Annotated in this window: 23 protein-coding genes and 1 tRNA gene; 13 read left to right on the top strand and 11 right to left on the bottom strand. The window is 67.5% G+C overall.

The window, feature by feature from the left end; all coding sequences use genetic code 11:
- Positions 1-86 precede the first annotated feature (86 nt).
- On the bottom strand, positions 87-938 hold the full coding sequence (gene gluQRS, locus MARPU_RS14525; RefSeq protein WP_407636540.1) for a tRNA glutamyl-Q(34) synthetase GluQRS: 852 nt from the start codon (positions 936-938) through the stop codon (positions 87-89).
- A gap of 44 nt (positions 939-982) precedes the next feature.
- Entirely contained in the window at positions 983-1,417 is a 435-nt protein-coding gene (gene dksA, locus MARPU_RS14520) for an RNA polymerase-binding protein DksA (RefSeq protein WP_005224024.1), read from the bottom strand.
- A gap of 209 nt (positions 1,418-1,626) precedes the next feature.
- On the opposite strand from dksA, the gene MARPU_RS14515 reads away from it, so the two are divergent.
- The 5 genes from MARPU_RS14515 to MARPU_RS14495 all read left to right on the top strand — a co-directional run bounded on the left by MARPU_RS14515 (position 1,627) and on the right by MARPU_RS14495 (position 6,125).
- Complete coding sequence (locus MARPU_RS14515) at positions 1,627-2,409, top strand: HAD-IA family hydrolase (RefSeq protein ID WP_005224025.1); 783 nt, start codon at positions 1,627-1,629, stop codon at positions 2,407-2,409.
- A 6-nt stretch (positions 2,410-2,415) separates the two neighbouring features.
- Positions 2,416-3,606: an aminotransferase class I/II-fold pyridoxal phosphate-dependent enzyme gene (locus tag MARPU_RS14510; RefSeq protein ID WP_005224026.1), complete on the top strand. Its 1,191-nt coding sequence runs from the start codon at positions 2,416-2,418 to the stop codon at positions 3,604-3,606.
- 73 nt (positions 3,607-3,679) lie between these two features.
- Positions 3,680-4,795, top strand: coding sequence for a cell division protein ZapE (gene zapE / locus MARPU_RS14505; protein WP_005224027.1), 1,116 nt, complete (start codon positions 3,680-3,682; stop codon positions 4,793-4,795).
- A 284-nt stretch (positions 4,796-5,079) separates the two neighbouring features.
- Positions 5,080-5,826: a bifunctional 2-polyprenyl-6-hydroxyphenol methylase/3-demethylubiquinol 3-O-methyltransferase UbiG gene (ubiG, locus tag MARPU_RS14500; protein WP_005224028.1), complete on the top strand. Its 747-nt coding sequence runs from the start codon at positions 5,080-5,082 to the stop codon at positions 5,824-5,826.
- Positions 5,827-5,933: 107 nt separating this feature from the next.
- Positions 5,934-6,125 (top strand): hypothetical protein, encoded by a 192-nt coding sequence (locus MARPU_RS14495; RefSeq protein WP_005224029.1) that lies wholly within the window; start codon positions 5,934-5,936, stop codon positions 6,123-6,125.
- Between the two features lie 2 nt (positions 6,126-6,127).
- Here MARPU_RS14495 and MARPU_RS14490 read toward each other — a convergent pair whose 3' ends face one another.
- On the bottom strand, positions 6,128-7,588 hold the full coding sequence (locus MARPU_RS14490) for a 2Fe-2S iron-sulfur cluster-binding protein (RefSeq protein WP_005224030.1): 1,461 nt from the start codon (positions 7,586-7,588) through the stop codon (positions 6,128-6,130).
- A 27-nt stretch (positions 7,589-7,615) separates the two neighbouring features.
- On the bottom strand, positions 7,616-7,894 hold the full coding sequence (locus tag MARPU_RS14485) for a cupin domain-containing protein (protein WP_005224031.1): 279 nt from the start codon (positions 7,892-7,894) through the stop codon (positions 7,616-7,618).
- Positions 7,895-8,010: 116 nt separating this feature from the next.
- Between MARPU_RS14485 and pncC the strand changes: the two genes are divergently transcribed.
- The 8 genes from pncC to MARPU_RS14445 all read left to right on the top strand — a co-directional run bounded on the left by pncC (position 8,011) and on the right by MARPU_RS14445 (position 15,621).
- On the top strand, positions 8,011-8,520 hold the full coding sequence (pncC, locus tag MARPU_RS14480; RefSeq protein WP_005224032.1) for a nicotinamide-nucleotide amidase: 510 nt from the start codon (positions 8,011-8,013) through the stop codon (positions 8,518-8,520).
- Positions 8,513-9,055, top strand: a complete 543-nt coding sequence (thpR, locus tag MARPU_RS14475) for an RNA 2',3'-cyclic phosphodiesterase (protein WP_005224033.1) — start codon at positions 8,513-8,515, stop codon at positions 9,053-9,055. Before pncC ends, thpR begins: the two co-directional genes overlap by 8 nt.
- 115 nt (positions 9,056-9,170) lie before the next feature.
- A complete protein-coding gene (gene recA, locus MARPU_RS14470) occupies positions 9,171-10,205 on the top strand; it encodes a recombinase RecA (protein WP_005224034.1) in 1,035 nt (344 codons plus the stop codon).
- The gene (locus MARPU_RS14465) at positions 10,202-10,687 is read left to right on the top strand and encodes a regulatory protein RecX (RefSeq protein ID WP_407636539.1); all 486 of its coding nucleotides are present in this window, start codon (positions 10,202-10,204) and stop codon (positions 10,685-10,687) included. Before recA ends, MARPU_RS14465 begins: the two co-directional genes overlap by 4 nt.
- Positions 10,688-10,723: 36 nt before the next feature.
- Positions 10,724-13,333: an alanine--tRNA ligase gene (alaS, locus tag MARPU_RS14460; RefSeq protein WP_005224036.1), complete on the top strand. Its 2,610-nt coding sequence runs from the start codon at positions 10,724-10,726 to the stop codon at positions 13,331-13,333.
- 121 nt (positions 13,334-13,454) lie between these two features.
- Entirely contained in the window at positions 13,455-14,684 is a 1,230-nt protein-coding gene (locus MARPU_RS14455; RefSeq protein ID WP_005224037.1) for an aspartate kinase, read from the top strand.
- A 469-nt stretch (positions 14,685-15,153) separates the two neighbouring features.
- A complete protein-coding gene (gene csrA, locus MARPU_RS14450; protein WP_005224038.1) occupies positions 15,154-15,372 on the top strand; it encodes a carbon storage regulator CsrA in 219 nt (72 codons plus the stop codon).
- Positions 15,373-15,528: 156 nt separating this feature from the next.
- Positions 15,529-15,621 (top strand) — tRNA-Ser (locus MARPU_RS14445).
- A gap of 78 nt (positions 15,622-15,699) precedes the next feature.
- Here MARPU_RS14445 and MARPU_RS14440 read toward each other — a convergent pair.
- The 7 genes from MARPU_RS14440 to MARPU_RS14410 form a co-directional block, all read right to left on the bottom strand.
- Positions 15,700-16,137, bottom strand: coding sequence for a CoA-binding protein (locus tag MARPU_RS14440; protein WP_005224039.1), 438 nt, complete (start codon positions 16,135-16,137; stop codon positions 15,700-15,702).
- Positions 16,138-16,283: 146 nt separating this feature from the next.
- The gene (locus MARPU_RS14435) at positions 16,284-17,147 is read right to left on the bottom strand and encodes a universal stress protein (RefSeq protein ID WP_005224040.1); all 864 of its coding nucleotides are present in this window, start codon (positions 17,145-17,147) and stop codon (positions 16,284-16,286) included.
- A 17-nt stretch (positions 17,148-17,164) separates the two neighbouring features.
- Positions 17,165-18,643, bottom strand: a complete 1,479-nt coding sequence (locus MARPU_RS14430) for a SulP family inorganic anion transporter (protein ID WP_005224041.1) — start codon at positions 18,641-18,643, stop codon at positions 17,165-17,167.
- 634 nt (positions 18,644-19,277) lie between these two features.
- Positions 19,278-21,128, bottom strand: coding sequence for a dihydroxy-acid dehydratase (ilvD, locus tag MARPU_RS14425; protein ID WP_025275379.1), 1,851 nt, complete (start codon positions 21,126-21,128; stop codon positions 19,278-19,280).
- Between the two features lie 201 nt (positions 21,129-21,329).
- A complete protein-coding gene (locus tag MARPU_RS14420) occupies positions 21,330-22,013 on the bottom strand; it encodes a TIGR04211 family SH3 domain-containing protein (RefSeq protein WP_005224043.1) in 684 nt (227 codons plus the stop codon).
- A gap of 119 nt (positions 22,014-22,132) precedes the next feature.
- Entirely contained in the window at positions 22,133-23,062 is a 930-nt protein-coding gene (gene argF, locus MARPU_RS14415; protein ID WP_005224044.1) for an ornithine carbamoyltransferase, read from the bottom strand.
- A 27-nt stretch (positions 23,063-23,089) separates the two neighbouring features.
- Complete coding sequence (locus MARPU_RS14410) at positions 23,090-24,268, bottom strand: aspartate aminotransferase family protein (protein ID WP_025275378.1); 1,179 nt, start codon at positions 24,266-24,268, stop codon at positions 23,090-23,092.
- Positions 24,269-24,444: the final 176 nt, after the last annotated feature.

Raw genomic sequence — 24,444 nt, 5'->3', positions numbered from 1 at the left:
GCAAAGGTGACCGACAACCACAAGGCTTGAGGCCTCATTCCCTTCGCGCCCTTGGAGTCTTTGCGGTTCAACTCCCCTGGTCGCTGTCACTGATCCGCTGGCAGCGGCGCGCGGCGCGTCTGCGGGACGCGTTCGATGCGCCAGTGCGCGGTGGCGTGTTCCCAGAAGCGCTGCAGGGTACAGTGCGGCGGCGGGGGCGGCTGACCGAGGAAGGCCCAGGCGCGGTGCAGTGCTGGTAATGGGTCTGCGGGATCGACCGGGGCGGCGGCGAGACGCTTGCTGAGCTTGCGCCCCTCGGGGTCGAGCACCAGCGGGACATGGGCGTAGCGCGGCTGGGGCAGGTTCAGAGCGCGCTGCAGCCAGATCTGGCGTGGGGTAGAGTCGAGCAGGTCGGCGCCGCGCACCACCTGATCGATGCCCTGCCAAGCGTCGTCGACCACCACCGCGAGCTGGTAGGCGTGGATGGCATCGGCACGATGCAGCACGAAGTCGCCGACCGCCTGTTCGAGATTCTGCGTGCACGGGCCGAACACCCGGTCGTCGAACTCGACGGGGATGCTGTCGGTGCGCATGCGGATGGTGCGCGGCGCGCGCCCGGGCGGCAGCCCGGCGCGACAGGTGCCGGGATAGATCGGTCCTTCGTCGCCGCGCGCGGCGCGGTGGGCGATCTCGGCGCGACTGCAGCCGCAGGGGTAGGTGAGTCCGCGTGCGGCGAGCCGGGCGAGTGCGGCGTCATAGGCGGTGAGCCGGTCGTGCTGGTAGCACACCGGTCCGTCGTGGCGCATGCCGAAGGCGGCGAGGGTGTCGAGGATGGCGCGAGCCGCCCCCGCGACCTCGCGCGGGCGGTCGAGGTCTTCGATACGCACCAGCCACTCGCCGCCATGGGCGCGCGCATCGGCATGGCTGGCCACCGCAGTGACCAACGAGCCGAAGTGCAGTGGCCCCGTGGGGGAGGGGGCGAAGCGCCCCCGGTAACCGGTGATCAGCCGCGCTGACGCTCGCGGATCTCGTCGAGCGTCTTGCAGTCGATGCAGAGCGTGGCCGTCGGCCGGGCCTCGAGCCGGCGGATGCCGATCTCGACGCCGCAAGCGTCGCAGTAGCCGTATTCATGCTCGTCAAGACGATCGAGTGCCTCGTCGATCTTCTTGATCAGCTTGCGCTCGCGATCGCGGGTACGCAGCTCGAGGCTGAACTCCGACTCCTGGGTGGCGCGATCGTTGGGGTCGGGGAAGTTGGTCGCCTCGTCCTGCATGTGATGCACGGTGCGGTCGACCTCTTCCATCAGCGACCGTTTCCAGGCCTGGAGGATGGCGCGAAAGTGCGCCTCCTGCTCGGGGCTCATGTAGTCCTCGTCGCTCGCGGCTTCATAAGGTTCGAAACCGAACGCCTTGGCGTCTTGTGCTCTTGCTTCGGCCATGGATGTGCTCCCGAAGGCTCTTCTCGTGGGGTGTCCTAGCGACCGGGTCCATTCGGACCTGTTCGCGAAAAACGCCCTTAAGTACCAGATCCCCGCGCGGTGGGCAACTCATGATGAGACGTTCGGCCGTGCGCGGGCGTCGCTGGTCGGCTAATCTGGGAGGCTTGCCGCCACCCGCCGTCTTCCGTCAGTACAACAGGAGATCGAGCATGTATCCCTTTGAGGCGATCATCTGGGATGTCGACGGCACCCTCGCCGATACCGAGCGTGACGGCCATCGTCGCGCCTTCAACGCGGCCTTTGCCGAGGCCGGCCTGGACTGGTGCTGGGATGTTGCTACCTATGGCGAGCTGCTCGAGGTGACCGGTGGGCGCGAGCGCATCGCCGCCTTCATCGCCGCGCGCCGCCCGGCGTTGCCGCCCGGTGTCGAGTCCGAGGCGCTCGCCGCGCGCCTGCACCGGGCCAAATCACGCCACTATGCGCGGTTGCTCGCGGCTGGCGCGATCGGGTTGCGACCAGGCGTGCTGCGACTGTTGCGCGCGGCGCGCACGGCGGGTATCCGTCTGGCGATCGCCACCACCTCGACACCGGAGAACGTGCACGCATTGCTCGCGCATGTCGGCGAGTCGGGGCTGGCCGAGTGGTTCGAGGTGATCGCCGCCGGGGACATGGTGGCGCACAAGAAGCCGGCGCCGGATGTCTACCTGCTGGCGCTCGAGCGCCTCGGGCTCGGCGCCGCCGCTTGCGTGGTGGTGGAGGACTCGACACCGGGTCTGCGGGCGGCCCGCGCCGCCGGACTCGAGACGGTGGTGGTCACCGTCAATGACTATACGCGTGGGCAGGCATTCGCAGACGCCGCCCTGGTGGTCGACGGGCTCGGCGAGCCCGGGACGCCCGTCAGCGTGCTGCATGGACAGCTCGAGGGACGCTCCCATGTCGATCTTGCGACGCTCGCGGACCTTGTACGCGCGCGCCATCCTGAAAGCTCATAGACCAAGATGCAATCCACAGAACAACCCAGACTGGCACCGCGCGCACGCGCGGTCGAACCCTTCCATGTGATGCGCCTGCTCGAGCGGGCCAAGACCCTGGAGGCCGAGGGGCGCTCGATCATCCATCTCGAGGTCGGCGAGCCCGACTTCCCGACCCCCGAGCCGATCCTCGCCGCGGCACGCGCCGCGCTGGAGGACGGCGCCGTGCACTACACCCCCGCCGCGGGCCTGCCGCAGTTGCGCGAGCGCCTGTCGCGCTATTACGCCGAGCGTTACGGTGCCAGCGTCGAGGCCGACCGCATCCTGATTACGCCGGGGGCCTCGGGTGCGATCCAGCTGGTGTTCCAGGCGCTGCTCGAGCCGGGTGACGAGGTGCTGATCTGCGATCCCTCCTACCCTTGCTATCGCCAGGTGCTGCGGTTGCTCGGGGTGGAGCCGCGTGCGGTGGCGGTCGATGCCGACGACGACTTCCAGCTCAGTGCGGCGCGCGCCGAGGCGGCCTGGTCGCCACGGGTGCGCGCGCTGATCGTCGCCTCGCCGGCCAATCCGAGCGGCACCCTGCTCGGGCGCGAGCAGCTCGCCGAGCTGCATGCGCTCTGCCGCGCCAGGGGGGCGGCGCTGATCGTCGACGAGATCTATCAGGGGCTGGTCTACGATGCCCCGGATCATAGTGCGCTCGAGCTGGCCGAGGATGTCTATGTCATCAACAGCTTTTCCAAATATTTCGGTATGACCGGCTGGCGACTCGGCTGGTTGGCCGCGCCGCAGGCGGCGGTCGAGGTGATGGAGCGGATGGCGCAGAACCTGTTCATCGCCCCCAACACCCCGGCACAGCATGCCGCGCTCGCTGCCTTCGCGCCTGCCACCCTGGAGATCCTCGAACGGCGGCGCGCCTGTTTCCGCGAGCGTCGCGACGCCCTGCTCGATGGCTTGCGTCGACTCGGCTTCGGTATCGACGGTGAGCCCAAGGGGGCTTTCTATCTCTATGCCCGGCTGCCCGACTGGGTGGGGGTGGACTCGATGCAGTTCGCCACCACCATGTTGGAGGAGGTCGGGGTGGCCGCGACTCCGGGGCACGACTTCGGTTGTCATGGCGCCGAACGTCACGTGCGTTTCGCCTACACCTGCGATCTGCCGGTGATCGACGAGGCGCTGGGGCGTATCGACCGCTTCCTCGTCCAATGCCGGTCGCGTTGAACGCCATCGCCATGCGGGGCCAAGGTCCCGCAGGCTCCCTCTGCATCCACACACAAGCTTCGAGAGACCTGCCTTGACCGCTTCATCCCCATCCTTCGCCGATCGATCCAGTTTCCAACCTCGCGACCCGGCGCAGCGTGAGGCGCATGCGCGCCTGCTCGCGCTGCACCAGGCGCTCGAGCAGGCGCCGGCGCCCGGGCGAGGGTTGTTCGGTCGGGTGCGTCGTCGTCTCGGTGGCGAGGTGACGCCGGTACGCGGGCTCTATTTCTGGGGTGGCGTGGGGCGCGGCAAGACCCACCTGATGGACTGGTTCGTCGAGGGGCTGGAGCTGCCGGGCAAGCGGCGCATGCACTTCCATCACTTCATGCGCGAGGTGCACGGCCATCTGGCGCGGCTACCGCGCCAGACCGATCCGCTCGACCGGGTCGCGGAGCTGATGTGTCGCGATCTGCGGGTGCTCTGTCTCGACGAGTTCCTGGTCACCGATATCACCGACGCCATGCTGCTCTACGGTCTGCTTAAGGCGATGTTCGCCCGTGGCGTGACCCTGGTGACCACCTCCAACACTCCGCCCGACGACCTCTATCGCAATGGTCTGCAGCGCCAGTCCTTCCTTCCGGCGATCGATCTGATCAATCGTCATACCGATGTCTTCGAACTCGACGGTGGCCAGGACTACCGGTTGCAGACGCTGATGCGCGAGGGCGTCTATGTGCTCGCCGGCGAGGACGGCGATGCGCGGCTGGCGATCGACTTCGACGAACTTAGCGGCGGGCACCGGGTCGCCGCCTCCTGGCTCGAGGTCAATGGCCGGACGATCGAGGCGCGCGCGCTCGGCAGCAACGTCGCCTGGTTCGACTTCGACGCGCTCTGTGCCACCCCGCGCTCCACCGCCGACTACATCGAGATCGCTCGCGACTACCTCACCGTGCTGATCTCCGGGGTGCCGCAGCTCGGTCCCGGCTGCGACGCCGCGGCGCGGCGTTTCCTGCACCTGGTCGACGAACTCTACGATCGCCGGGTCAAGCTGGTGCTGTCGGTCGACGTGCCGCTCGACCAACTCTATGCCGGCGGCATGACCGACTTCGCCCACGCCCGCCTGCTCAGCCGCCTGCAGGAGATGCAGTCGGTCGAGTACCTGGCCGCCGCGACCGCCGCCGAGTCCGAACCGGACAGCGTCGCGGCCTGATTGGCGCCAGTCGTCAGCCGCCAGCCTTCAGCCGCCAGCTACCAGTCGCGCTGTCGATCGGCTCCTCGGGCGCCCCTCCGGGCTCCCGGCTTGCTGTGGGCCTGGACGCTGCGGTCGTGATTGAGCAAAGCCGCCCACTGGCGGCTGGCGGCTGGCGGCTGGCGGCTGGCGGCTGGCGGTTGGCGGCTGGTCGCTAAAGCCTGCCAGCTTGCCTCCACGGGCTTGAATCCGCCATGATCGACTCCATTGGATGTCAATTAACCGGTATTCCAGGGAGTTCGTCGATGCCTACCGCCCATCTCACCGCTCCGAGCGTCGATCCCGAGGAGGTCGCCTATTACGAGCGGCTGGCGCATCGCTGGTGGGATGCCGAGGGCCCCTTCTGGCCGTTGCACCGGCTCAATGCCTTCCGGGTCGGCTATCTCCGTGAGCGCCTGGCTGCGGTGTTCGGGCGTGATGCGCGGGACACGCGTCCGTTCGCCGGGCTGCGGGTGCTCGATATCGGTTGTGGCGGCGGTATCCTCAGCGAATCCATGGTGGCGCTCGGCGCCGAGGTCACCGGGATCGACATCACCGAGAAGACCCTGAGGGTCGCGCGCATGCATGCCGAGGCGGGCGGACTCGCCGTCGACTATCGGCTGGCGAGTGCCGCCGAGATGCGCGAGGCCGGCGCGACCTTCGACGTGGTCCTCAACATGGAGGTGCTCGAGCACGTCGAGCACCTCCCCGACTTCCTCGCCGACAGTGCCGAGCTGGTGCGCCCCGGCGGGGTGATGCTGGTCTCGACCATCAATCGCACCCCGATCGCCTGGCTGATGGCGATCATCGGCGCCGAGTACGTGTTGCGCTGGCTGCCGCGCGGTACCCACCGCTATCGCAAGCTGGTGCGTCCCGACGAGGTGCGCGGCGGACTCGGCGAGGGCTTCGACCTGCTGCACCGGACCGGTGTGCGGGTCAACCCCTTCAATCGCGCCTTCTCCTTCACCGGCTGGATGGGCGTCAACTACATGATGCTGTTTCAGCGCGGCTGAGCCGGTTTTCGGCTCGGTCCACTGCGATGACGCAACCCGGATTTCCGGGTTGCGCATGGGGCGAGGGAGATCGCCCCGGATACCGAACGATCGCAACGAGGGATGTCATGAGCGAAAACAAGCGGGAATTCGATCGATGGGTCGCGGCGATCAGCCGCGGTGGTCTCGGTCATGTCTATGTCCGTCTCTATCAGGACGCCCCGACTTGGGTGCGTGACATGGCGGTCAATCGCTACGGCAAGGGCACGGTATTTCTGCCGGCACAGCGATCGTGCGCGCGTGCGTCGGTCGCGGCCTGAACTCAGTCGGCGCGCAGCGCCTCGATGCGGATCCGCTCGGCGCTCACGCCGCCCGCCCTCAGGGCCTGCTCCAGGGTGCTGACGGTGATCTTCGGCCCCGCGAGATAGAGGCTCTGGTGCTGGTGAGGCGGGTGTTCGTCGAGGATGCGCGTGGCAAGCCGGTCAGCGGGCGTGGCCTCGAGCAGCGTGTAGGTGAAGTCGTCCAGGGCGTCGCCGAGCGCACGCGCCCAGTGCGCCAGGTGATGCCCCTCGGGGGCGCCGGTCTCCCAGTAGAGGTGATAGCGGGGGATGGCGTCGATCGCGACTGCCTGCTCGATCAGGCTGCGGATCGGGGCGATGCCGTCGCCGCAGGCGACGAAGAGCGCCTCGTCGGTCGCTGATTCGTCGAGCACGAAGTCGCCGTAGGGTCCTTCCAGGTCGAGCCGTTGCCCCGGTCCCAGCCGATCGTCGAAGAGCGCGCGAGCGAGGGCCTCATCAGCGGCGCGGATCAGGAAGCGCAGGTTGCGTCCGTCGCAGGGACAGCTGGCGATCGGCAGCTCGCTCGACGGCTCGTCCGGGGGGGCGAGCCGCGCGCGCTGCCCGGCCATGAAGCGCAACAGCTGGTTGCGCGGTGTCTGGATCTGGAGCGCGCGCAGCGTCGGGCCGAGCGTCTCGACACGGCGCACGCTGACGCGGATGCGCTGCAGCGGCAGCTCGGCGCTCGAACGCGCCTCGCCGACCTCCAGGGTGAGGTCGGTAAGCGCGGTATGGGCGCAGGTGAGCAGATAGCCAAGTCGGCGCTCGCGCTCGCCGATCGAGTAGTCGTGGGGTCTGATCTGGCGGGTCTCGCCGCTGACCAGCCGCGCTTTGCAGCCGCCGCAGTTACCGCTGGCGCAGCCGTGTTCGAGATGGATGCCGGCGTGCACCGCGGCCTCGAGCAGTGACTCCTCTCCCTCCACCAGGAAACTGTGTCCACTGGGGATCAGCCGTACCCGGGCGGCCAGGGTGCGCGTCGGCGTCGGCCGCTCCTCGGGCGTCTCGTTGGCGGGTAGCGCGGTACGTGCCTCGGCGAGCCAGTGGCCGAGGGCCGCGAGTGCCGTGGGCAGCGTGGCGGGGTCGCTGGCGGAGAGCGCCGCGATCCGCTCGGCGACCTGCTCGATCAGTCCGCGCGCGGCCTCTCCGGCCTCGATCTCGCGCGCCAGTGCCGCGCTCAGGTCGTGGGCCCGTTCGAGCAGGATACGGGCGTCGGGCAGCGCTGCCGGTTCGGGTTTGAGCCGGGGGCGGGCGTTGTCGACGATCTCGCGCACCTGTTCGAGCGCGCCCTCGTGCTCGAGGCTCAGGCTAGGGTAGAGGCGCAGTAGATCGTGCGCGGCCACCTCACCCTCGAAGGTCGTCAGCTCGGCGCGGCGGATGCGTCGTTGCAGCTCGCTGCGGCTGACTCCGGCCAGCCGGGCGGCGCGCGAGAGCGTCAGGTAAGTCGTCACGGGCACGCCTCTAGATGACTCGGCGTTTCATGTGAGCAGGTAGTGCTTCTCCACCGGTTCGAGGATCTCCCAGGTGCAGTTGAGTCCGACGGGGAAGCGGATCAGGTCGCCGCGAGCGTACTCCCGTGGTGCGCCGCCCTCGGGGGTGACGCGGAAGCGTCCGCGCACGATGTAGCAGGTCTCCTCCTGGCGGTAGTGCCAGGGAAAGGTCGCCACCTCGCGGCGCCACACCGGCCAGTGCTCCACGCCCATGACCTCGAGCTTGGCGGGGGAGGGGCGTTCGTGATGGATCTCGGTGTCGTCCATTGGTTTGGGGTCCGTGCTGCGCGTGGTTTCGAGAGATAGAGTCTGAGGTCGCCGCCCGGTGCTTTCCAGCCCGACAAGGATTGCCCGACGAGTCGAGCTGGGCGACACTCCGTACCATGGATGATGTAAACGATTCTCCTGCCCTGGAGGTGCTCGCCCGTCGTCTGGGCGAGGCGTTGCGTGCGCGTGGCTGGCAGCTGGCGACGGCCGAGTCCTGTACCGGCGGCTGGGTGGCCAAGGTGATGACCGATGTCGCCGGCAGCAGCGCTTGGTTCGAGCGCGGCTTCATCACCTATTCCAATGACGCCAAGCGCGAGCTGCTCGGGGTCTCGGACGATGCGCTCGAGCGCTATGGCGCGGTGAGCGAGCGGGTGGTCGCCGAGATGGTGAGCGGCGCGCTTGCCCGCAGTCGCGCTGATGTCGCGGTGGCGGTCAGCGGCATCGCCGGCCCCGGTGGCGGCACGGTCGACAAGCCGGTCGGTACCGTGTGGTTCGCCTGGGGCTTTCCCGGCGAGGGCCCGACGGCGCGCTGTTTGTGCTTCGACGGCGATCGCGAGGCGGTGCGCGAGCAGGCGGTGCGCGCTGCGCTGCTGGGCCTGCTCGGCGGCCTCGGCGCCGATGGCTGAGCGCTGGTTCTTCGCGCTCTGGCCGCAGCCGGCGCTGCGTCGGGCGCTGCTCGGGCGCATGCCGGGCTGGTTGCCGCCGGGCGCTCGCTCGGCCCACGGCGAGGATCTGCACCTGACGCTGGTCTTTCTCGGTGCGTTGACGCCGCCGCAGCTCGATGCGGTGGGCGCGGCGGCGCAGCGGGTCGCCGCGCCGCCCTTCGAGCTGGTGCTCGATCGGCTGGGTTATTTCGCGCGTGCCGGCGCGGCCTGGTGCGCGCCACAGCGGGTGCCGGAGTCGCTGCTGGCGTTGCAGCTGGCGCTGGTCGAGGCGCAGCGCGTCTGTGGCTTGACCCAGGAGCTGCGGCCCTATCGGCCACACCTGACCCTGGCGCGGCGCAGCAGGGCGCCGAGCGCGTCGTTCGGGGCGCCGTTGCGCTGGCCGGTGCGTGAGTTCGTGCTCGCCCGCAGCGTCCCGGGGTGTGTGCCGCGCTATCGGGTCGAGCGGCGTTGGCCGCTGCGCCCCGGCTATGACGTGAGCATGCCGCCTATGCGATAATCAGCGATGATTCGCGCGGCCCGCTCGAAAGATCACGAGACACGAACCGACCGACACGCGATCGCCTCGGGCGACGCGCGGCGGACGGCTGCGCTCAAGAGTTGACGGAGATCCAATGGACGACAATCGCAAGAAGGCGTTGGCCGCCGCGCTGACCCAGATCGAGAAGCAGTTCGGCAAGGGTTCTGTGATGCGCATGGGCGATGCCGGCGCGGTGCGCAACATCGAGGCGATCTCCACCGGCTCGTTGGGGCTGGACATCGCCCTCGGTATCGGCGGCTTGCCCAAGGGGCGGGTGGTCGAGATCTACGGTCCCGAGTCCTCGGGCAAGACCACCCTCACCCTGCACGTGGTCGCCGAGGTGCAGAAGCTCGGCGGCACCGCGGCCTTCGTCGATGCCGAGCACGCGCTCGACCCGGTCTATGCCGAGAAGCTCGGGGTGCAGATGGAGGACCTGCTGGTGTCGCAACCCGACACCGGTGAGCAGGCGCTCGAGATCACCGACATGCTGGTGCGCTCGGGGGCGGTCGACGTGGTGATCGTCGACTCGGTCGCGGCGCTCACCCCCAAGGCCGAGATCGAGGGCGAGATGGGTGACTCGCACGTCGGCCTGCAGGCACGACTGATGTCGCAGGCGCTGCGCAAGCTCACCGGTAATATCAAGCGCTCCAACTGTCTGGTGGTCTTCATCAACCAGATCCGCATGAAGATCGGGGTGATGTTCGGCTCGCCCGAGACCACCACCGGCGGTAATGCGCTCAAGTTCTATTCCTCGGTGCGACTCGACATCCGCCGTATCGGCAGTCTCAAGAAGAGCGACGAGGTGGTCGGCAGCGAGACCAAGGTCAAGGTGGTCAAGAACAAGGTTGCGCCGCCGTTCAAGCAGGTCGAGTTCGACATTCTCTACGGCCAGGGGATCTCGCGCGAGGGCGAGATCATCAGCCTGGGCGTGGCCGAGGGCATCGTCGACAAATCCGGTGCCTGGTACAGTTACCAGGGCAACCGTATCGGCCAGGGTAAGGACAACGTCCGCGCCTTCCTCTGCGAGAACCCTGAGCTGGCTCAGGAGATCGAGGCGAAGATCCGCGCCAAGCTATTGCCCCAGCCGAGCGAGGCGACGGCCGAGGCCGTCGCCCCGGCGGAGGACTGATCCTGGACGATCGCCCCGCCAGCACCCTCCTTGATGCCGACCTGCTCGCCGAGATCGAGCGGTCGGCGCTGCGTCTGCTCGCCATGCGCGAGCACTCGCGTCTGGAACTCTCGCGCAAGCTCGGTGCGCGTGGTTTCGAGTCCGCCGCCGCTGCCGCCGTGCTCGACCGGCTCGAGGCCAGTGGCGTGCTCGACGAGGCGCGTCTGGTCGAGCGCTATGTGGCCGAACGCATGGAAAAGGGCTTCGGGCCGCTGCGCATCCAGGCCGAGTTGAACGACAAGGGTGTGGCCGATACCTTGATCGAACCCCAGTTACGGCAACTGCGCGAGGCGTGGCCGGAGCATCTCGCCGCGCTCCATGCGCGTCGCTTTGGTGATGCGCCGCCCGCCGATCGTGCCAGCTATGCCAAGCGCGCGCGCTTTCTGGCGCGGCGCGGTTTCCCCACGGACATGGTCCGGCGCCTGCTGCGCTGGAACGACTGACCGAACCGCCCGCGCGGTTCATTCGAGAACTCCCACATGACTACGAGTGCAGAGCTTCGAGCGAGCTTCCTTGATTATTTCGCGCAACGCCAGCATGAGCAGGTGTCTTCCAGCCCGCTGGTTCCCGCCAATGATCCGACCCTGCTGTTCACCAACGCCGGAATGGTCCAGTTCAAGGATGTCTTTCTCGGTCGCGAGCGTCGGGGCTATTCGCGGGCGGTCACCGCGCAGCGCTGTGTGCGTGCCGGTGGCAAGCACAACGACCTCGAGAACGTCGGCTACACCGCCCGGCATCACACCTTCTTCGAGATGCTCGGCAACTTCAGTTTCGGCGACTACTTCAAGCGCGAGGCGATCGGCTTCGCCTGGCAGTATCTGACCGGCGAGCTGGGTCTGCCCGCCGAGCGGCTCTGGGTGACCGTCTACGAGGACGACGACGAGGCCGCCGACATCTGGCTCAAGGAGATCGGGGTCTCGGCTGAGCGCTTCTCGCGCTGCGGTGCCAAGGACAACTTCTGGTCGATGGGCGACACCGGCCCCTGTGGTCCGTGCTCGGAGATCTTCTTCGATCACGGGCCCGAGATCGCCGGCGGTCCGCCCGGCTCGCCCGACGAGGACGGCGACCGCTACGTCGAGATCTGGAACCTGGTGTTCATGCAGTTCAACCGTGACGCCGAGGGCAACATGACCCCGTTGCCGCGTCCCTCGGTCGACACCGGCATGGGACTCGAGCGTCTGGCCGCGGTGCTCCAGGGCGTGCACAGCAACTACGACATCGACCTGTTCCGCAATCTCATCGCCGCCGCCGCCGAGGCGACCGGCTGCGAGGATCTCGGCGACAAGTCGCTGCGGGTGATCGCCGATCACATCCGCTCGAGCGCCTTCCTCATCGTCGACGGGGTCACCCCGGGCAACGAGGGGCGCGGCTATGTGCTGCGTCGGATCATGCGTCGCGCGATCCGTCACGGCTATCGTCTCGGCCAGTCGCAACCCTTCTTCCATCGTCTGGTGGCGGCGCTGGTCGCCGAGATGGGCGCGGCCTATCCCGAGCTGGTGGCAGCTCAGGCGCACGTCGAGCGGATCGTGCGGCTCGAGGAGGAGCGCTTCGCCGAGACCCTCGAGCACGGCATGCGTATCCTCGACGAGGCGATCGCCGGACTCGGGGACACGTGCACCATCCCCGGCGAGACGGTGTTCAAGCTTTATGACACCTACGGCTTCCCCACCGACCTGACCGCCGACATCGCCCGCGAGCGCGGGCTCGGCGTCGACCTCGAGGGCTTCGAGGCGGCGATGGCCGACCAGAAGGCGCGTGCCCGTGCGGCCAGTCAGTTCAGCGGTGGGCAGGACGTCGAGATCGATCTCCAGGGCGAGACCGAGTTCCGCGGCTACGAGCGCTGCGAGGACGAGGCCACGGTGGTCGCGCTCTATCGCGACGGCGAGTCCTGCGACTCGCTGGGTGGCGGCGAGCGCGGCATGGTGATCCTCGACCTCACACCTTTCTACGGTGAGTCCGGCGGTCAGGTCGGTGATCGTGGCTGGATCACCGGTAGCGGTGGGCGTTTCGAGGTCACCGATACTCAGAAGAAGGGCGGTGCCCTGGTCTGCCATATCGGTGAGCTGCGCGAGGGCGAGCTGTGCGTCGGTGACATGGTGTGCGCCGAGGTCGATGGCGAGCGGCGGCGTGCCATCGCGCTCAACCACTCGGCCACCCATCTGCTCCACGCGGCGCTGCGCCGGGTGCTCGGCGAGCACGTGCAGCAGAAGGGCTCGCTGGTCGGTCCCGAGCGGCTGCGTTTCGACTTCTCGCACTTCGAGCCGGTCTCGCGCGAGCAGTTGCGCGAGATCGAGCGTCTGGTCAATGGCGAGATCCGTGCCAACCACCTGGTCGAGACTCGCATCATGAGCCTGGAGGATGCCAAGGCCTCCGGGGCGATGGCGCTGTTCGGCGAGAAGTATGCCGATCAGGTACGAGTGCTGCGGATGGGCGAGTTCTCGGTCGAACTTTGCGGCGGGACCCATGTCAAGGCGGTCGGTGACATCGGTCTGATGAAGATCGTCTCCGAGGCCGGTATCGCCTCCGGGGTGCGTCGTATCGAGGCGGTGAGCGGGGCCGGGGCCCTCGACTGGATCGAGGCCGACGAGCAGCGGGTGTTGCGCATCGCCGGGCTGCTCAAGGGCGCCCGCGAGGACGTCGACGAGCGCGTCGAGCAGCTGCTCGAGCGTAGTCGTCGGTTGGAGAAGGAGCTTGAGCAGCTCAAGTCCAAGCTCGCTAGCGCCGCCGGTCAGGATCTTGCCGCCCAGGCCGAGGAGGTCGCCGGGGTGCGGGTGCTTGCCGCCGAACTCGAGGGCGCCGATCCCAAGGGGCTGCGCGAGACGGTCGACCAACTCAAGGACAAGCTCGGCTCGGCGGTGATCGTGCTCGCGACCGTCAGCGAGGGCAAGGTTGCGCTGGTCGCCGGCGTCACCAAGGATCTCACCGGCCAGTTCAAGGCCGGTGAGCTGATCCGCGAGGTCGCAGCCAAGGTCGGCGGCAAGGGCGGTGGTCGGCCCGACATGGCGCAGGCCGGGGGCAGCGAGCCCGATGCACTGCCCGCTGCGCTGGCGCTGGTGCGCGACTGGGTCGCGCAGCGCGGCGCCGCCTGATGCGGCAACCGGGTCGGGATCGCCGGCCCATCACCGGGGACCGTCGGGCGGCACAGCGCCGCCGACGGTCCCATCGTTTCAATCGGGGAGACCTGAAAGACGTGGCTGGCAGGAGTAGTCGATGGCGCTGATCGTCCAGAAATACGGCGGGACGTCGGTCGGGAGCGTGGAGCGTATCCAGGCAGTGGCCGAGCGGGTCAAGCGCTGGCACGACCAGGGCAATCAGGTGGTGGTGGTGGTCTCGGCGATGTCCGGCGAGACCGACCGTCTGGTGGGCCTGGCCAAACAGATCCAGGAGCGGCCCGAGCCGCGCGAACTCGATGTGCTGCTCTCCACCGGCGAGCAGGTCACCATCGCACTGTTGAGCATGGCGCTGGCCGCGCGTGGTTGTCCGGCGCGCTCCTATACCGGCGCCCAGGTGCACATCCTCACCGACAGCGTGCACAACAAGGCGCGTATCCGCGACATCGACGCGGCGCGTGTCGGGGCCGATCTGAAGGCGGGGCGCGTGGTGGTGGTCGCCGGGTTCCAGGGGGTCGACGAGAGCGGTGACATCACCACGCTCGGGCGCGGCGGCTCGGATACCTCGGCGGTGGCGATCGCCGCGGCGCTCAAGGCCGACGAATGCCAGATCTATACCGACGTCGACGGTGTCTACACCACCGATCCGCGGGTCGAACCCAAGGCGCGCAAGCTCGATCGCATCACCTTCGAGGAGATGCTGGAGATGGCCAGTCTCGGCTCCAAGGTGTTGCAGATCCGCTCGGTGGAGTTCGCCGGCAAGTACCAGGTCCCCCTGCGCGTGCTCTCCAGCTTCGGCGAGGGCGAGGGCACGCTGATTACCTTCGAGGAAGATGAAGTGGAAGACGCAAAGATCGCCGGCATCGCCTTCAGCCGTGACGAGGCCAAGCTGACCATCCTCGGCGTGCCCGACCGTCCTGGCGTGGCGCACGAGATCCTCGGCGCGATCGCGGCGGCCAACATCGAGGTCGACATGATCATCCAGAACGTCGCCGCCGAGGAGGCGACGACGGACTTCACCTTCACCGTCCAGCGCGGCGATTATGCGCGGGCGCTGGAGATCCTGCAGGCGCGTGCCGATGCGCTGGGCGCGCGTCAGGTACTCGGCGACGAGCAGATCGTCAAGATCTCGCTGGTCGGCGTCGGTATGCGCAGTCATGCCGGGATCGCCAGTCGGATGTTCGAGACCCTGGCACACGAGGGCATCAACATCCGCATGATCTCGACCTCCGAGATCAAGATCTCGGTGGTGGTCGACGAACGCTATCTCGAACTCGGCGTGCGCGCGCTGCACGGCGCCTTCGGTCTGGACCAGAACGGCGAGGTCTAGGCTTGCGATGACCCTGCTGCCGTCCCGCTAGGGCTCGGTGGGATATGTCTCCAAGGGCTGAGGGGGTGACACGCGGCGGACTGAGCTGAATCCGGTCGGTGCTGCGGTGGTCGTTCCTCTTCGCTTTTTTGTCGATCTCCATGAACGACGTCTCGTCGCTGCTGGCGTTGGACGTCTATGCTGGCGCTGCGCGGTTGAGAGCGTGAGCGGTCGTGTGACGGTGGCTACCAGTCATCGGGAACCCAACGGATTTCGTCTTGGATTCACGCACAAGAGACAAATGTCAATGAACCTGAGCAAATTGCCATGGAATCGACGTGGCAGTTGCTAAGCTTCCGTCATGGGCCATGGGGTCCCGGGCGGAATCGGGTGTAAACACCCTCCGGATGACGCCGCTGGAGTCGGGTTGAGTCGCCGGTCTGGGTATTACCATCAAGCTGGAAAGGGAAACTAAAGGGAGAACATAGCGATGTTGATCTTGACTCGTCGGGTCGGCGAAACCCTCATGGTTGGTGACGAAGTCACCGTTACTGTCCTTGGCGTCAAGGGCAATCAGGTGCGTATCGGCGTCAACGCCCCGCGTGACGTCGCGGTCCACCGTGAAGAGATCTACGAGCGCATCAAGCGTGAGCAGGCCGAGACCACCCCGGGTGTCGCGGTAGTCGATCAGGGTGGCCAGATCGAGTGATTGGCAACCGGCTAACGAGTGGGTTATAATCACTCGATCAAGCGCGATAGCCCCTGATCGACGCGGCGTCGAATGGCAAAAGGGGTCCCGTGACCCGGTGTCTCTTCCAGATCCCGGGTCATCGCACGAGACGGTTGTAAACCGTTGCTCATGCATGGAGAGATGGCCGAGTGGCTGAAGGCGCTCCCCTGCTAAGGGAGTATGGGGTTAATAGCTCCATCGAGGGTTCGAATCCCTCTCTCTCCGCCATACAATAAAAACCCCCGCCTGGTCGAGACCAGGCGGGGGTTTTTATTGTGCGCCCATTGTCTGGGACGCCGTCCGTTCTCAGTACTTGCCGAGCGCCTTCATGATCAGCTTGTGGATGCTGTGATAGGTCAGGCCGGGCTTGAGATACATCACCGCGCAGGTCCCCGTGCGTAGGTTGATGCCATGCTCCCTCGCCGTTGCCACGGCCTCAGGGGTGTCGTGCGCCATGTGGATCCAGACATCCTTGATGCCGGCGTCGGCGGCTTGCGCCACCCAGTCGGCGGTCTCCTGTTTCGGGGTCTCGATGATCAGGCCCTCGACCGTGCCCGGTAGCGAGTTCAGGTCGGCGAAGCTCGGATCGCCGTCGATCTCGCTGGTGCTGGGGTCGACGGCATAGACGGTTTTGCCGAGCTTCTTGAGCCGACGATAGCTGAGGATGGGAAAGGGCTTGGTTGCCGAACGCCCGACGAGCGCGAAGCTGCCGAGCTGGAAGAAGGTCTCGTGATTCGATGCCATGATGATGCTCCAATGCCTGGGTGGGTGCGAGCCGTCCATGAGCGGACGCGAGCGCGCGTGCCTGGGGTGCGACTTCTCCGTACAGGTCGCCGGGCGCACTCTAGTGTGTGGAGCGGGCCGCGTCCTTGCGGCTCGTCAACCGGGACTCAGCGCATCAGCAGGGTGGGGATGCGTGCCGAGCGCAGCAGGTCGGTGGTCTTACTGCCGAAGAGCAGAGTGCGCAGCGGTGAATGGGCGTAGGCGCCCATGATCAACAGGTCGATGTCCTGGGCGATCACGGTCTGGGCGATGATACTTTCGGCATCGCCCGGGATCAGCCAGGCGGGGGCGTCGAAGCCGGCGGACTCGAGCCGTTGGCGTGCCCAGTCGAGCTGCTTGCGGGCATCGCCACGGGCCTTGCCCGACATCAGCAGGTGCACGGTGAGCCCCTGGAACAGCGGACTCGCGGCGACCATCTCGACGCCCTGACGGGTCGCGGCGCTGCCGTCGAAGGCGACCATCACCCGTTGCGGTTCCTTGAATCCCTCGGTGACGGTGAGGATCGGGCGATGAAGCGCGCGCACCATGCGCTCGACGTTGCGCCCGAGATCGCGTTGGGTGGTCTCGGCGGCGGTGCCGCGTCGACCGAGCACGAACAGGCGGACGTCGTCCTCCTGCTCGACCAGGGTCTCCTCGAGCGCGCCGTGACGCTGGCGGATGTCGGGCGAGGGGACTCCGGCGGCGATGGCGCGCTCACGCAGCCGGTTGAGGAACAGTCGCCCACGCTCGCGGGCATCACGGCTGCGGGTCTCGTCCTGGTTCGACAGTTCAGTGAGCAGTGTCTCCTGGGCGCCGATGCCGATCGCACCACTGTGGTCGACGCCGGTGGCGATCTCGGGGTGACGGCTGAGGATGTGGAGGAACTCCAGGGGAGTCTGCATGCGTTGCGCCGCCCAGGCGGCATAGTCGGCGACATAGTCGGCGAAGCGCGACTGGTCGACGCAGGCCAGGATCTTCTCGTCTGTATGCATCTTGCTGCCTTCCTTCCTCAATGACCCATGAGCTGTTCGACGGCCTCGGGCTTGTCGTGCACCGCGAAGCGATCGACCATGGTTGCGCTCGCCTTGTTGAGTCCGATCACCTCGACCTCGGTGCCCTCGCGGCGGAACTTCACCACCACTTTGTCGAGCGCGCTGACTGCGGTGATGTCCCAGAAGTGGGCGCGGCTGACATCGATCCGCACCCGCTCGATCACCTCCTTGAAGTCGAACGAGGCGACGAAGCGTTCGGCCGAGGCGAAGAACACCTGACCGACCACGCGGTAGGCGCGGACCCGGCCCTCGTCCTCGGCGTGCGAGCCGACATAGAGCACCTGGCCGACCTTGTGGGCGAAGAAGAAGCCCGAGAGCAGCACCCCGACCAGCACGCCCTTGGCCAGATCGTGGGTGGCGACCACCACCGCTACGGTGGCGATCATCTCGATGCTGGAACTCTTGGGGTGCTCGCGCAGGTTACGGATCGAGGCCCAGTTGAAGGTACCGATCGAGACCATGATCATCACCGCCACCAGCGCGGCCATCGGGATCTGCGCCACCCAGTCGCCGGCGAAGACCACCAGCATCAGCAGCACGACGCCGGCCGTCAGGGTCGAGAGTCGACCGCGTCCGCCCGACTTCACGTTGATCACCGACTGACCGATCATTGCGCACCCGGCCATGCCACCGAGGAAGCCCGTGGCGATGTTGGCCGTGCCTTGGCCGACACATTCGCGGTTTTTGTTGCTCGACGAGTCGGTGAGGTCGTCGATGATCGAGGCGGTCATCATCGATTCGAGCAGACCGACCGCCGCCAGGGTGAGCGAGACCGGGAAGATGATCGCCAGGGTTTCGAGGTTGAGCGGTACCTCGGGGAGCAGGAAGATCGGCAGGGTGTCGGGCAGCTCGCCCATATCGCCGACGGTGCGGATGTCGAGTCCGAGAGCGATCGAGACCGCGGTGAGCACGATGATGGTGATCAGCGGCGAGGGCACGGCGCGGGTCAGGTAGGGGAAGAGATAGATGATCGCCAATCCGGCGGCGACCATCGCATAGACCTCCCAGGGCATGCCGATCAACTCCGGCAGCTGGGCCATGAAGATCAGGATCGCCAGGGCGTTGACGAAGCCGGTGATCACCGAGCGCGAGACGAAGCGCATCAGCGAGCCCAGGCGCAACCAGCCGGCAAGGATCTGCAACACGCCGGTGAGGACGGTGGCGGCGAGCAGGTACTGCAACCCATGATCCTTCACCAGGGTGACCATTACCAGCGCCATGGCGCCGGTGGCCGCCGAGATCATCCCCGGTCGGCCGCCGGCGAAGGCGATCACGGTAGCGATACAGAAAGAGGCGTAGAGCCCGACCTTGGGGTCGACACCGGCGATGATCGAGAAGGCGATCGCCTCCGGGATCAGTGCCAGCGCGACCACCAGGCCCGCGAGCAGGTCGTTCTTGACGTTCGATAGCCAGTCCTGGCGTATGGCGTTCATCATCGGCGGTTCCGTGGTTGGTGCGCGACGGTCGGACCCGGTGCGGAGCTGAGGCCGCCGGTCCAGCCGCAATGGCGGTGACTGTGATGCATCGAGACGGCTTGCCCCGGTCGCCGGTGACGGCCGGGGTCTGGGGGACGGTGAATGCCCGGTGCCGGAATCGGCAAGCCCTGCTCGACCACGGCCGCCGGGGCGGTCATCGGGCCGATCTGGTCTCGTCTGGTGGCGTTACGAATGGACGGTCCGCGGACAGGATGGCCGCGTGGATGACCTCGGCGCGGAGGCGGGAGGCCGGGTCGTCTCGAAGGGCGGGCATTATACGGAGCCTGTTGCGATGCAACAAGCGGAACGGTTGAACCGCACAACGCCACAGGGTGCGAAGGTCGGTGGCGGATGCGTGCGTAGCGATTCGCTCTCCGTCGTCCGTGCGCGGTCGCGTTGCTGAAGTCAGCGGTGGGCTGTCTGACGGCACCACCCCAAGCTGTTGCCTGCCTTTCCTTCGCGCCATTGGCGTCTTATACGCCACCGATTCCCGGGCAACCCTCTCGCTGGAGGCTGGAGGCTGGAGGCTGGAGGCTGGAGGCTGGAGGAGCCCCCGCCGCGCCAGATGACGACGGCGGGGTGAGTGTGGGCGGGGTCAGCGCTTGAGCTGGCTGAGATCACGCACGGCGCCGTAGGCGGCGCTGGTGGTCAGGGCGGCATAGGCCTGCAGCGCCTTGGAGACCTTGCGCTCGCGCTCGCCCGGCTGCCAGGCGGCCTCGCCACGGTCCTCCATCGCCTGACGACGTGCGGCCAGGGTCTGCTCGTCGACGGCGAGGTGGATCCTGCGACCGGGGATGTCGATCTCGATCCGGTCGCCTTCCTCGACCAGCCCGATCAGACCACCTTCGGCAGCCTCCGGCGAGACGTGACCGATCGACAGCCCGGAGGTGCCGCCGGAGAAGCGCCCGTCGGTGATCAGCGCGCACTGCTTGCCGAGCCCCTTGGACTTGAGGTAGCTGGTGGGATAGAGCATCTCCTGCATCCCCGGTCCGCCCTTGGGTCCCTCGTAGCGGATCAGCACCACGTCGCCGGCCTGGATCTGGTCGCCGAGGATGGCTGCGACCGCGGCGTCCTGGCTCTCGAAGATCCGCGCCGGGCCGGTGAAGCGGAGGATCGAGGCGTCGACCCCTGCGGTCTTGACGATACAGCCGGCCTCGGCGAGGTTGCCGAACAGCACCGCCAGTCCGCCGTCCTGACTGTAGGCGTGCTCACGCTCACGGATGCAGCCGTTGGCGCGATCGAGGTCGAGTTCGGGCCACTGCTGGTCCTGACTGAAGGCCTGCTGGCTCGGCACGCCGCCGGGCGCGGCACGATACAGGGTCTCGGCCTCGGGGGCGGCAGTGCGCTTGAGGTCCCAACGCTCCAGCGCCTCGCCCAGGCTGGGGCTGTGCACGGTGGCGACCTCACGGTGGAGCAGTCCGGCGCGGTCGAGTTCGCCGAGGATGCCCATGATGCCGCCGGCGCGATGCACGTCCTCCATGTGATAGCGCTGAGTCGCGGGAGCCACTTTGCACAGATTCGGCACCTTGCGGCTGAGCCGGTCGATGTCGGCCATGGTGAAGTCGACCTCGCCCTCGTGCGCGGTCGCCAGCAGGTGCAGCACGGTGTTGGTCGAGCCGCCCATGGCGATGTCGAGGCTCATCGCGTTCTCGAAGGCGCGGCGGTCGGCGATGGCGCGAGGCAGCACGCTGGCGTCGTCCTGCTCGTAGTGACGCCGGGCCAGCTCGACGATCAGTCGTCCGGCCTCCAGGAACAAGCCTTTGCGCGCGGCGTGGGTGGCGAGCAGCGAGCCGTTGCCCGGCAGGCTCAGGCCTAGCGCCTCGGTGAGACAGTTCATCGAGTTGGCGGTGAACATCCCCGAGCAGGAGCCGCAGGTGGGACAGGCCGAGCGCTCGATCTGGGCGACCGCCTCGTCGCTCTCCTCGGGGTTGGCCGCGGCGACCATGGCGTCGACCAGATCGAGTCGCAGCTCGTCACCGTCGCGCAGTACCTTGCCCGCCTCCATCGGCCCGCCCGAGACGAACACCGTGGGGATGTTGAGGCGCATCGCCGCCATCAGCATCCCGGGGGTGATCTTGTCGCAGTTGGAGATACAGACCATGGCGTCGGCGCAGTGGGCGTTGACCATGTACTCGACCGAGTCGGCGATGATGTCGCGCGAGGGCAGCGAGTAGAGCATGCCGTCATGCCCCATGGCGATGCCGTCGTCGATGGCGATGGTGTTGAATTCCTTGGCCACGCCGCCGTTGGCCTCGATCTCGCGGGCGACCAGCTGACCGAGGTCCTTCAGGTGCACGTGTCCGGGGACGAACTGGGTGAAGGAGTTGACGACCGCGATGATCGGCTTCTCGAAGTCGCCATCCTTCATGCCGGTGGCACGCCACAGCGCGCGCGCGCCGGCCATGTTGCGGCCCTGGGTCGAGGTTCTGGAACGGTATTGGGGCATAGTGGGACAGACCTGAAGGGTTGAACTTGACACGCTTCGATTATACGCCCCTCACCGCCACGGTCTGAGGCGCGGGCGTATGGGCCGCAGCGAGCACGATCGGGGGGCGCAGTACGGCAGGGACGCAGCCCGGGCGCGCGTTGGCGTCCAGGCGGGAGGGGAGGTTGCGCGACCACCGCCAGGGCGGTCGCGCGTATCGCTTTACAGCGAGGCCCAGGAGCTGCGCCGCCGTCGCCAGCGCAGGTGCGGCAGCAGCAACCCGAGGAAGACGCCGCCGGTGACCACGCCCGCGCCGATCAGGAACCAGCGCTGGTGGGTCTGGTTCTTGAGATCGCGGTTCTCCTGCTGCAGGTCGGCGCGCTCGCGGGTGAGTTCGCTGACCTGGATGCGCAGCCGATCGCGGTCCTCGGTGATCTCGAGGATGTTGGCCGAGGCGTGACGGACGGTCGCCAGCTCCTGCTCCAGGCGCTGTTTCTCCTGACGCAGTGCCGCATTGTCGGCGCTCACCTGCTCGTGCTCGGTCTGCAGCTTGCTCAGCTGGGCGGCGAGTGCGTCGGGCTTCTGTTGCAGCTCGGCGAGCTTGGCCTCGAGTGTGGCCACGCGCTCACGCGCCGCCGGTTCGTCCTGGAGTTCGTGCACCAGGACGTAGCCACTGGTACCGTCCTCGGTGCGTACCCGGGCATACTTGGTGGCCCGGTTGACGCTCAGCACCTCGAGCGGGGTGCCGCTCGGCAGCATGCGGATGATGCGATAGCGGGTGCTCTCGCCGGTGCGCAGGGTGATCTCGAGCTCGTCGGTCACATAGCGGGTCTCGGCCTGGGCGATGGCGGCTTGACCGAGCAGCGTGGCCAGGAGCGTAAGGGATAGGAGCGCGATGCGTATCACGAGGCGTCCTCGACTCGGCTGGGGTTGAATCTGCTGTACGCCGGGCGCCTGCCCGGCATCTTCGATGGCTGGCGATCGCGCCGACAAGGGCGGCGCTCGACCGACAGCACGGGTTGGCTTCAGGCCGCGGGCCTGAGCAGGAATTCGAGCAGTGCCTTCTGGGCGTGGAGCCGGTTCTCGGCCTCGTCCCAGACCACCGATTGCGGGCCATCGATCACCGAGGCCGAGACCTCCTCGCCACGGTGCGCCGGCAGGCAGTGCATGAAGAGCGCGTCCTTGGCCGCACGCGCCATGATCGCGTCATCGACCTGGAAGGGGGCGAACAGCGCCTGGCGGTGCGCTTGCTCGTCTTCCTGGCCCATGCTCGCCCAGACATCGGTGGCGATCAGGTCGGCACCCTCGGCGGCCTTGGCCGGGTCGTGGACGATGATGCAGCGGTCGCTGGCGGCGGCGTAGATGGCGCCGTCAGGCGCGTAGCCCTCGGGGCAGGCGATGCGCAGCTCGAAGTCGAACAGCCGTGCGGCGTTGATGAAGGAGTGGCACATGTTGTTGCCGTCACCGATCCAGGCCACGCGCTTGCCACGGATGTCGCCGCGATGCTCGACCAAGGTCTGGACGTCGGCGAGCAGCTGGCAGGGGTGGAAGCGGTCGGTGAGGGCGTTGATCACCGGCACCGAGGAGTACTCGGCGAAGCGCTCCACCGTCTCCTGGTCGAAGGTGCGGATCATGATGCCGTCGACCATGCGCGAGAGCACCCGCGCGCTGTCCTCGATCGGCTCGCCGCGCCCGAGTTGGGTGTCGCGCGGCGAGAGGAAGAGGGCATGGCCGCCGAGCTGGAACATCCCGGTCTCGAACGAGACCCGGGTGCGCGTCGAGGACTTCTCGAAGATCATCCCCAGCGCCTTGCCGGCGAGGGTGCGGTGGTCCTCTCCGGCCCGCTGCATGCGTTTGAGTTCGATGGCGCGGGCGATCAGCGCCCTGGCCTCCTCGCTGCTCAGGTCCAGCAGCGAGCGAAGGTGTCTGCAGTGCGGGGTGTGACCGGCATCCATGGTTTCAACTCTCCAGCGCCGTGGCGCTCAATCGGTTTCCAGGAAACGCCGGACGAGTCCCGTCAGCGTTTCGACCAGTTGTTCGGCTTCGGCCTGCTGCAGGATCAACGGCGGCAGCAGACGGATGACGCGTTCGGCGGTGACATTGATCAGCAGCCCGGCCTCGAGTGCCTGGCCGACCAGCACGCCGCAGGGGCGATCGAGTTCGATGCCGATCATCAACCCGCGACCGCGCACCTCGACCACCCCCGGGGTCCCGGCGAAGGTCTCGCGCAGGGCTTCCATCAACCATGCACCGATCGTGTCGGCGTGGCTGCAGAGGTCCTCGTCGCGCAGCGTCTCGAGTACCGCGCGCGCCGCGCGCGCAGCCAGGGGGTTGCCGCCAAAGGTCGAGCCGTGGCTGCCGGGGCCGAAGGTATCGGCGGCCTCGCCCCGCGCCAGACAGGCACCGATCGGCACGCCGTTGGCCAGCCCCTTGGCGAGGGTGACGACATCGGGCTGGACACCGTCGTGCTGGTGTGCCAGCAGACGTCCGGTGCGGCCCATGCCGGTCTGGATCTCGTCGTGGATCAGCAGCCAGCCCTCGCGATCGCAGATCGCGCGCAGCCGGGCGTTGTAGTCAGCGGCGGGGACATTGATGCCGCCCTCGCCCTGGATCGGCTCGACCAGGATGGCGACGATGTTGGAGCGGTTGGCCGCGGCCGTCTCGATCGCCTCGATGTCGTCATAGGGGACACGCACGAAGCCCTGGACCAGGGGTTCGAAGCCGGCCTGTACCTTGCGGTTGCCGGTCGCCGAGAGGGTCGCCAAGGTGCGGCCGTGGAAGCTGCCCTCGGTGACCAGGATCGCCGGGTTGTCGATGCCCTTGCGATGGGCGTGCAGCCGGGCGAGCTTGATCGCCGCCTCGTTGGCCTCGGCCCCGGAGTTGCCGAAGAACACCCGCTCCATCCCGGTCTGTTCGATGAGCAGGTCGCCGAGGCGCTGCTGCTCAAGGACACCATAGAGGTTGGAGGTGTGGACCAGGGTTCCGGCCTGCTCGCAGAGCGCGTCGCGCACCGCCGGGTGGGCATGGCCGAGTCCGCAGACGGCGATCCCCGCGAGCGCGTCCAGGTATCGCCTGCCCTCGGTATCCCACAGCCAGACGCCTTCGCCGCGGGCGAAGGTGACGGGCAGACGGTTGTAGGTGGCCATCAAGGAATCGCTCATTGCGGCAGGGCCCCGCTCGGTCTCCGGTGAAAAAACGAAAAGAGGCGGTTCCTCGGTGCGGAAACCGCCTCCAAACAAAGGCGAAGTGAGTGAATATAACGCGAATGCCGTGATGGTTACAAGGAAACCACCTTGCGCGCGTGGGTGTTGCGAGATGTTTGCAAGTTCATGAATCC

The sequence above is a fragment of the Marichromatium purpuratum 984 genome (assembly GCF_000224005.2).
Taxonomy (GTDB): Bacteria; Pseudomonadota; Gammaproteobacteria; order Chromatiales; family Chromatiaceae; genus Marichromatium; species Marichromatium purpuratum.
Note: the sequence above shows the minus strand (reverse complement) of the source record. Positions and strands in the feature narration are given on the sequence as shown.

Bases quoted from the DNA above. Each gene is read 5' to 3' on its own strand.
- ilvD (WP_025275379.1), bottom strand. From the start codon at position 21,128: ATGCCCCAATACCGTTCCAGAACCTCGACCCAGGGCCGCAACATGGCC.
- dksA (WP_005224024.1), bottom strand. From the start codon at position 1,417: ATGGCCGAAGCAAGAGCACAAGACGCCAAGGCGTTCGGTTTCGAACCT.
- MARPU_RS14430 (WP_005224041.1), bottom strand. From the start codon at position 18,643: ATGATGAACGCCATACGCCAGGACTGGCTATCGAACGTCAAGAACGAC.
- MARPU_RS14485 (WP_005224031.1), bottom strand. From the start codon at position 7,894: ATGGACGACACCGAGATCCATCACGAACGCCCCTCCCCCGCCAAGCTC.
- ubiG (WP_005224028.1), top strand. From the start codon at position 5,080: ATGCCTACCGCCCATCTCACCGCTCCGAGCGTCGATCCCGAGGAGGTC.
- MARPU_RS14455 (WP_005224037.1), top strand. From the start codon at position 13,455: ATGGCGCTGATCGTCCAGAAATACGGCGGGACGTCGGTCGGGAGCGTG.
- MARPU_RS14495 (WP_005224029.1), top strand. From the start codon at position 5,934: ATGAGCGAAAACAAGCGGGAATTCGATCGATGGGTCGCGGCGATCAGC.
- csrA (WP_005224038.1), top strand. From the start codon at position 15,154: ATGTTGATCTTGACTCGTCGGGTCGGCGAAACCCTCATGGTTGGTGAC.
- MARPU_RS14410 (WP_025275378.1), bottom strand. From the start codon at position 24,268: ATGAGCGATTCCTTGATGGCCACCTACAACCGTCTGCCCGTCACCTTC.
- MARPU_RS14515 (WP_005224025.1), top strand. From the start codon at position 1,627: ATGTATCCCTTTGAGGCGATCATCTGGGATGTCGACGGCACCCTCGCC.
- alaS (WP_005224036.1), top strand. From the start codon at position 10,724: ATGACTACGAGTGCAGAGCTTCGAGCGAGCTTCCTTGATTATTTCGCG.
- MARPU_RS14440 (WP_005224039.1), bottom strand. From the start codon at position 16,137: ATGGCATCGAATCACGAGACCTTCTTCCAGCTCGGCAGCTTCGCGCTC.
- argF (WP_005224044.1), bottom strand. From the start codon at position 23,062: ATGGATGCCGGTCACACCCCGCACTGCAGACACCTTCGCTCGCTGCTG.
- MARPU_RS14435 (WP_005224040.1), bottom strand. From the start codon at position 17,147: ATGCATACAGACGAGAAGATCCTGGCCTGCGTCGACCAGTCGCGCTTC.
- thpR (WP_005224033.1), top strand. From the start codon at position 8,513: ATGGCTGAGCGCTGGTTCTTCGCGCTCTGGCCGCAGCCGGCGCTGCGT.
- MARPU_RS14510 (WP_005224026.1), top strand. From the start codon at position 2,416: ATGCAATCCACAGAACAACCCAGACTGGCACCGCGCGCACGCGCGGTC.
- pncC (WP_005224032.1), top strand. From the start codon at position 8,011: ATGGATGATGTAAACGATTCTCCTGCCCTGGAGGTGCTCGCCCGTCGT.
- recA (WP_005224034.1), top strand. From the start codon at position 9,171: ATGGACGACAATCGCAAGAAGGCGTTGGCCGCCGCGCTGACCCAGATC.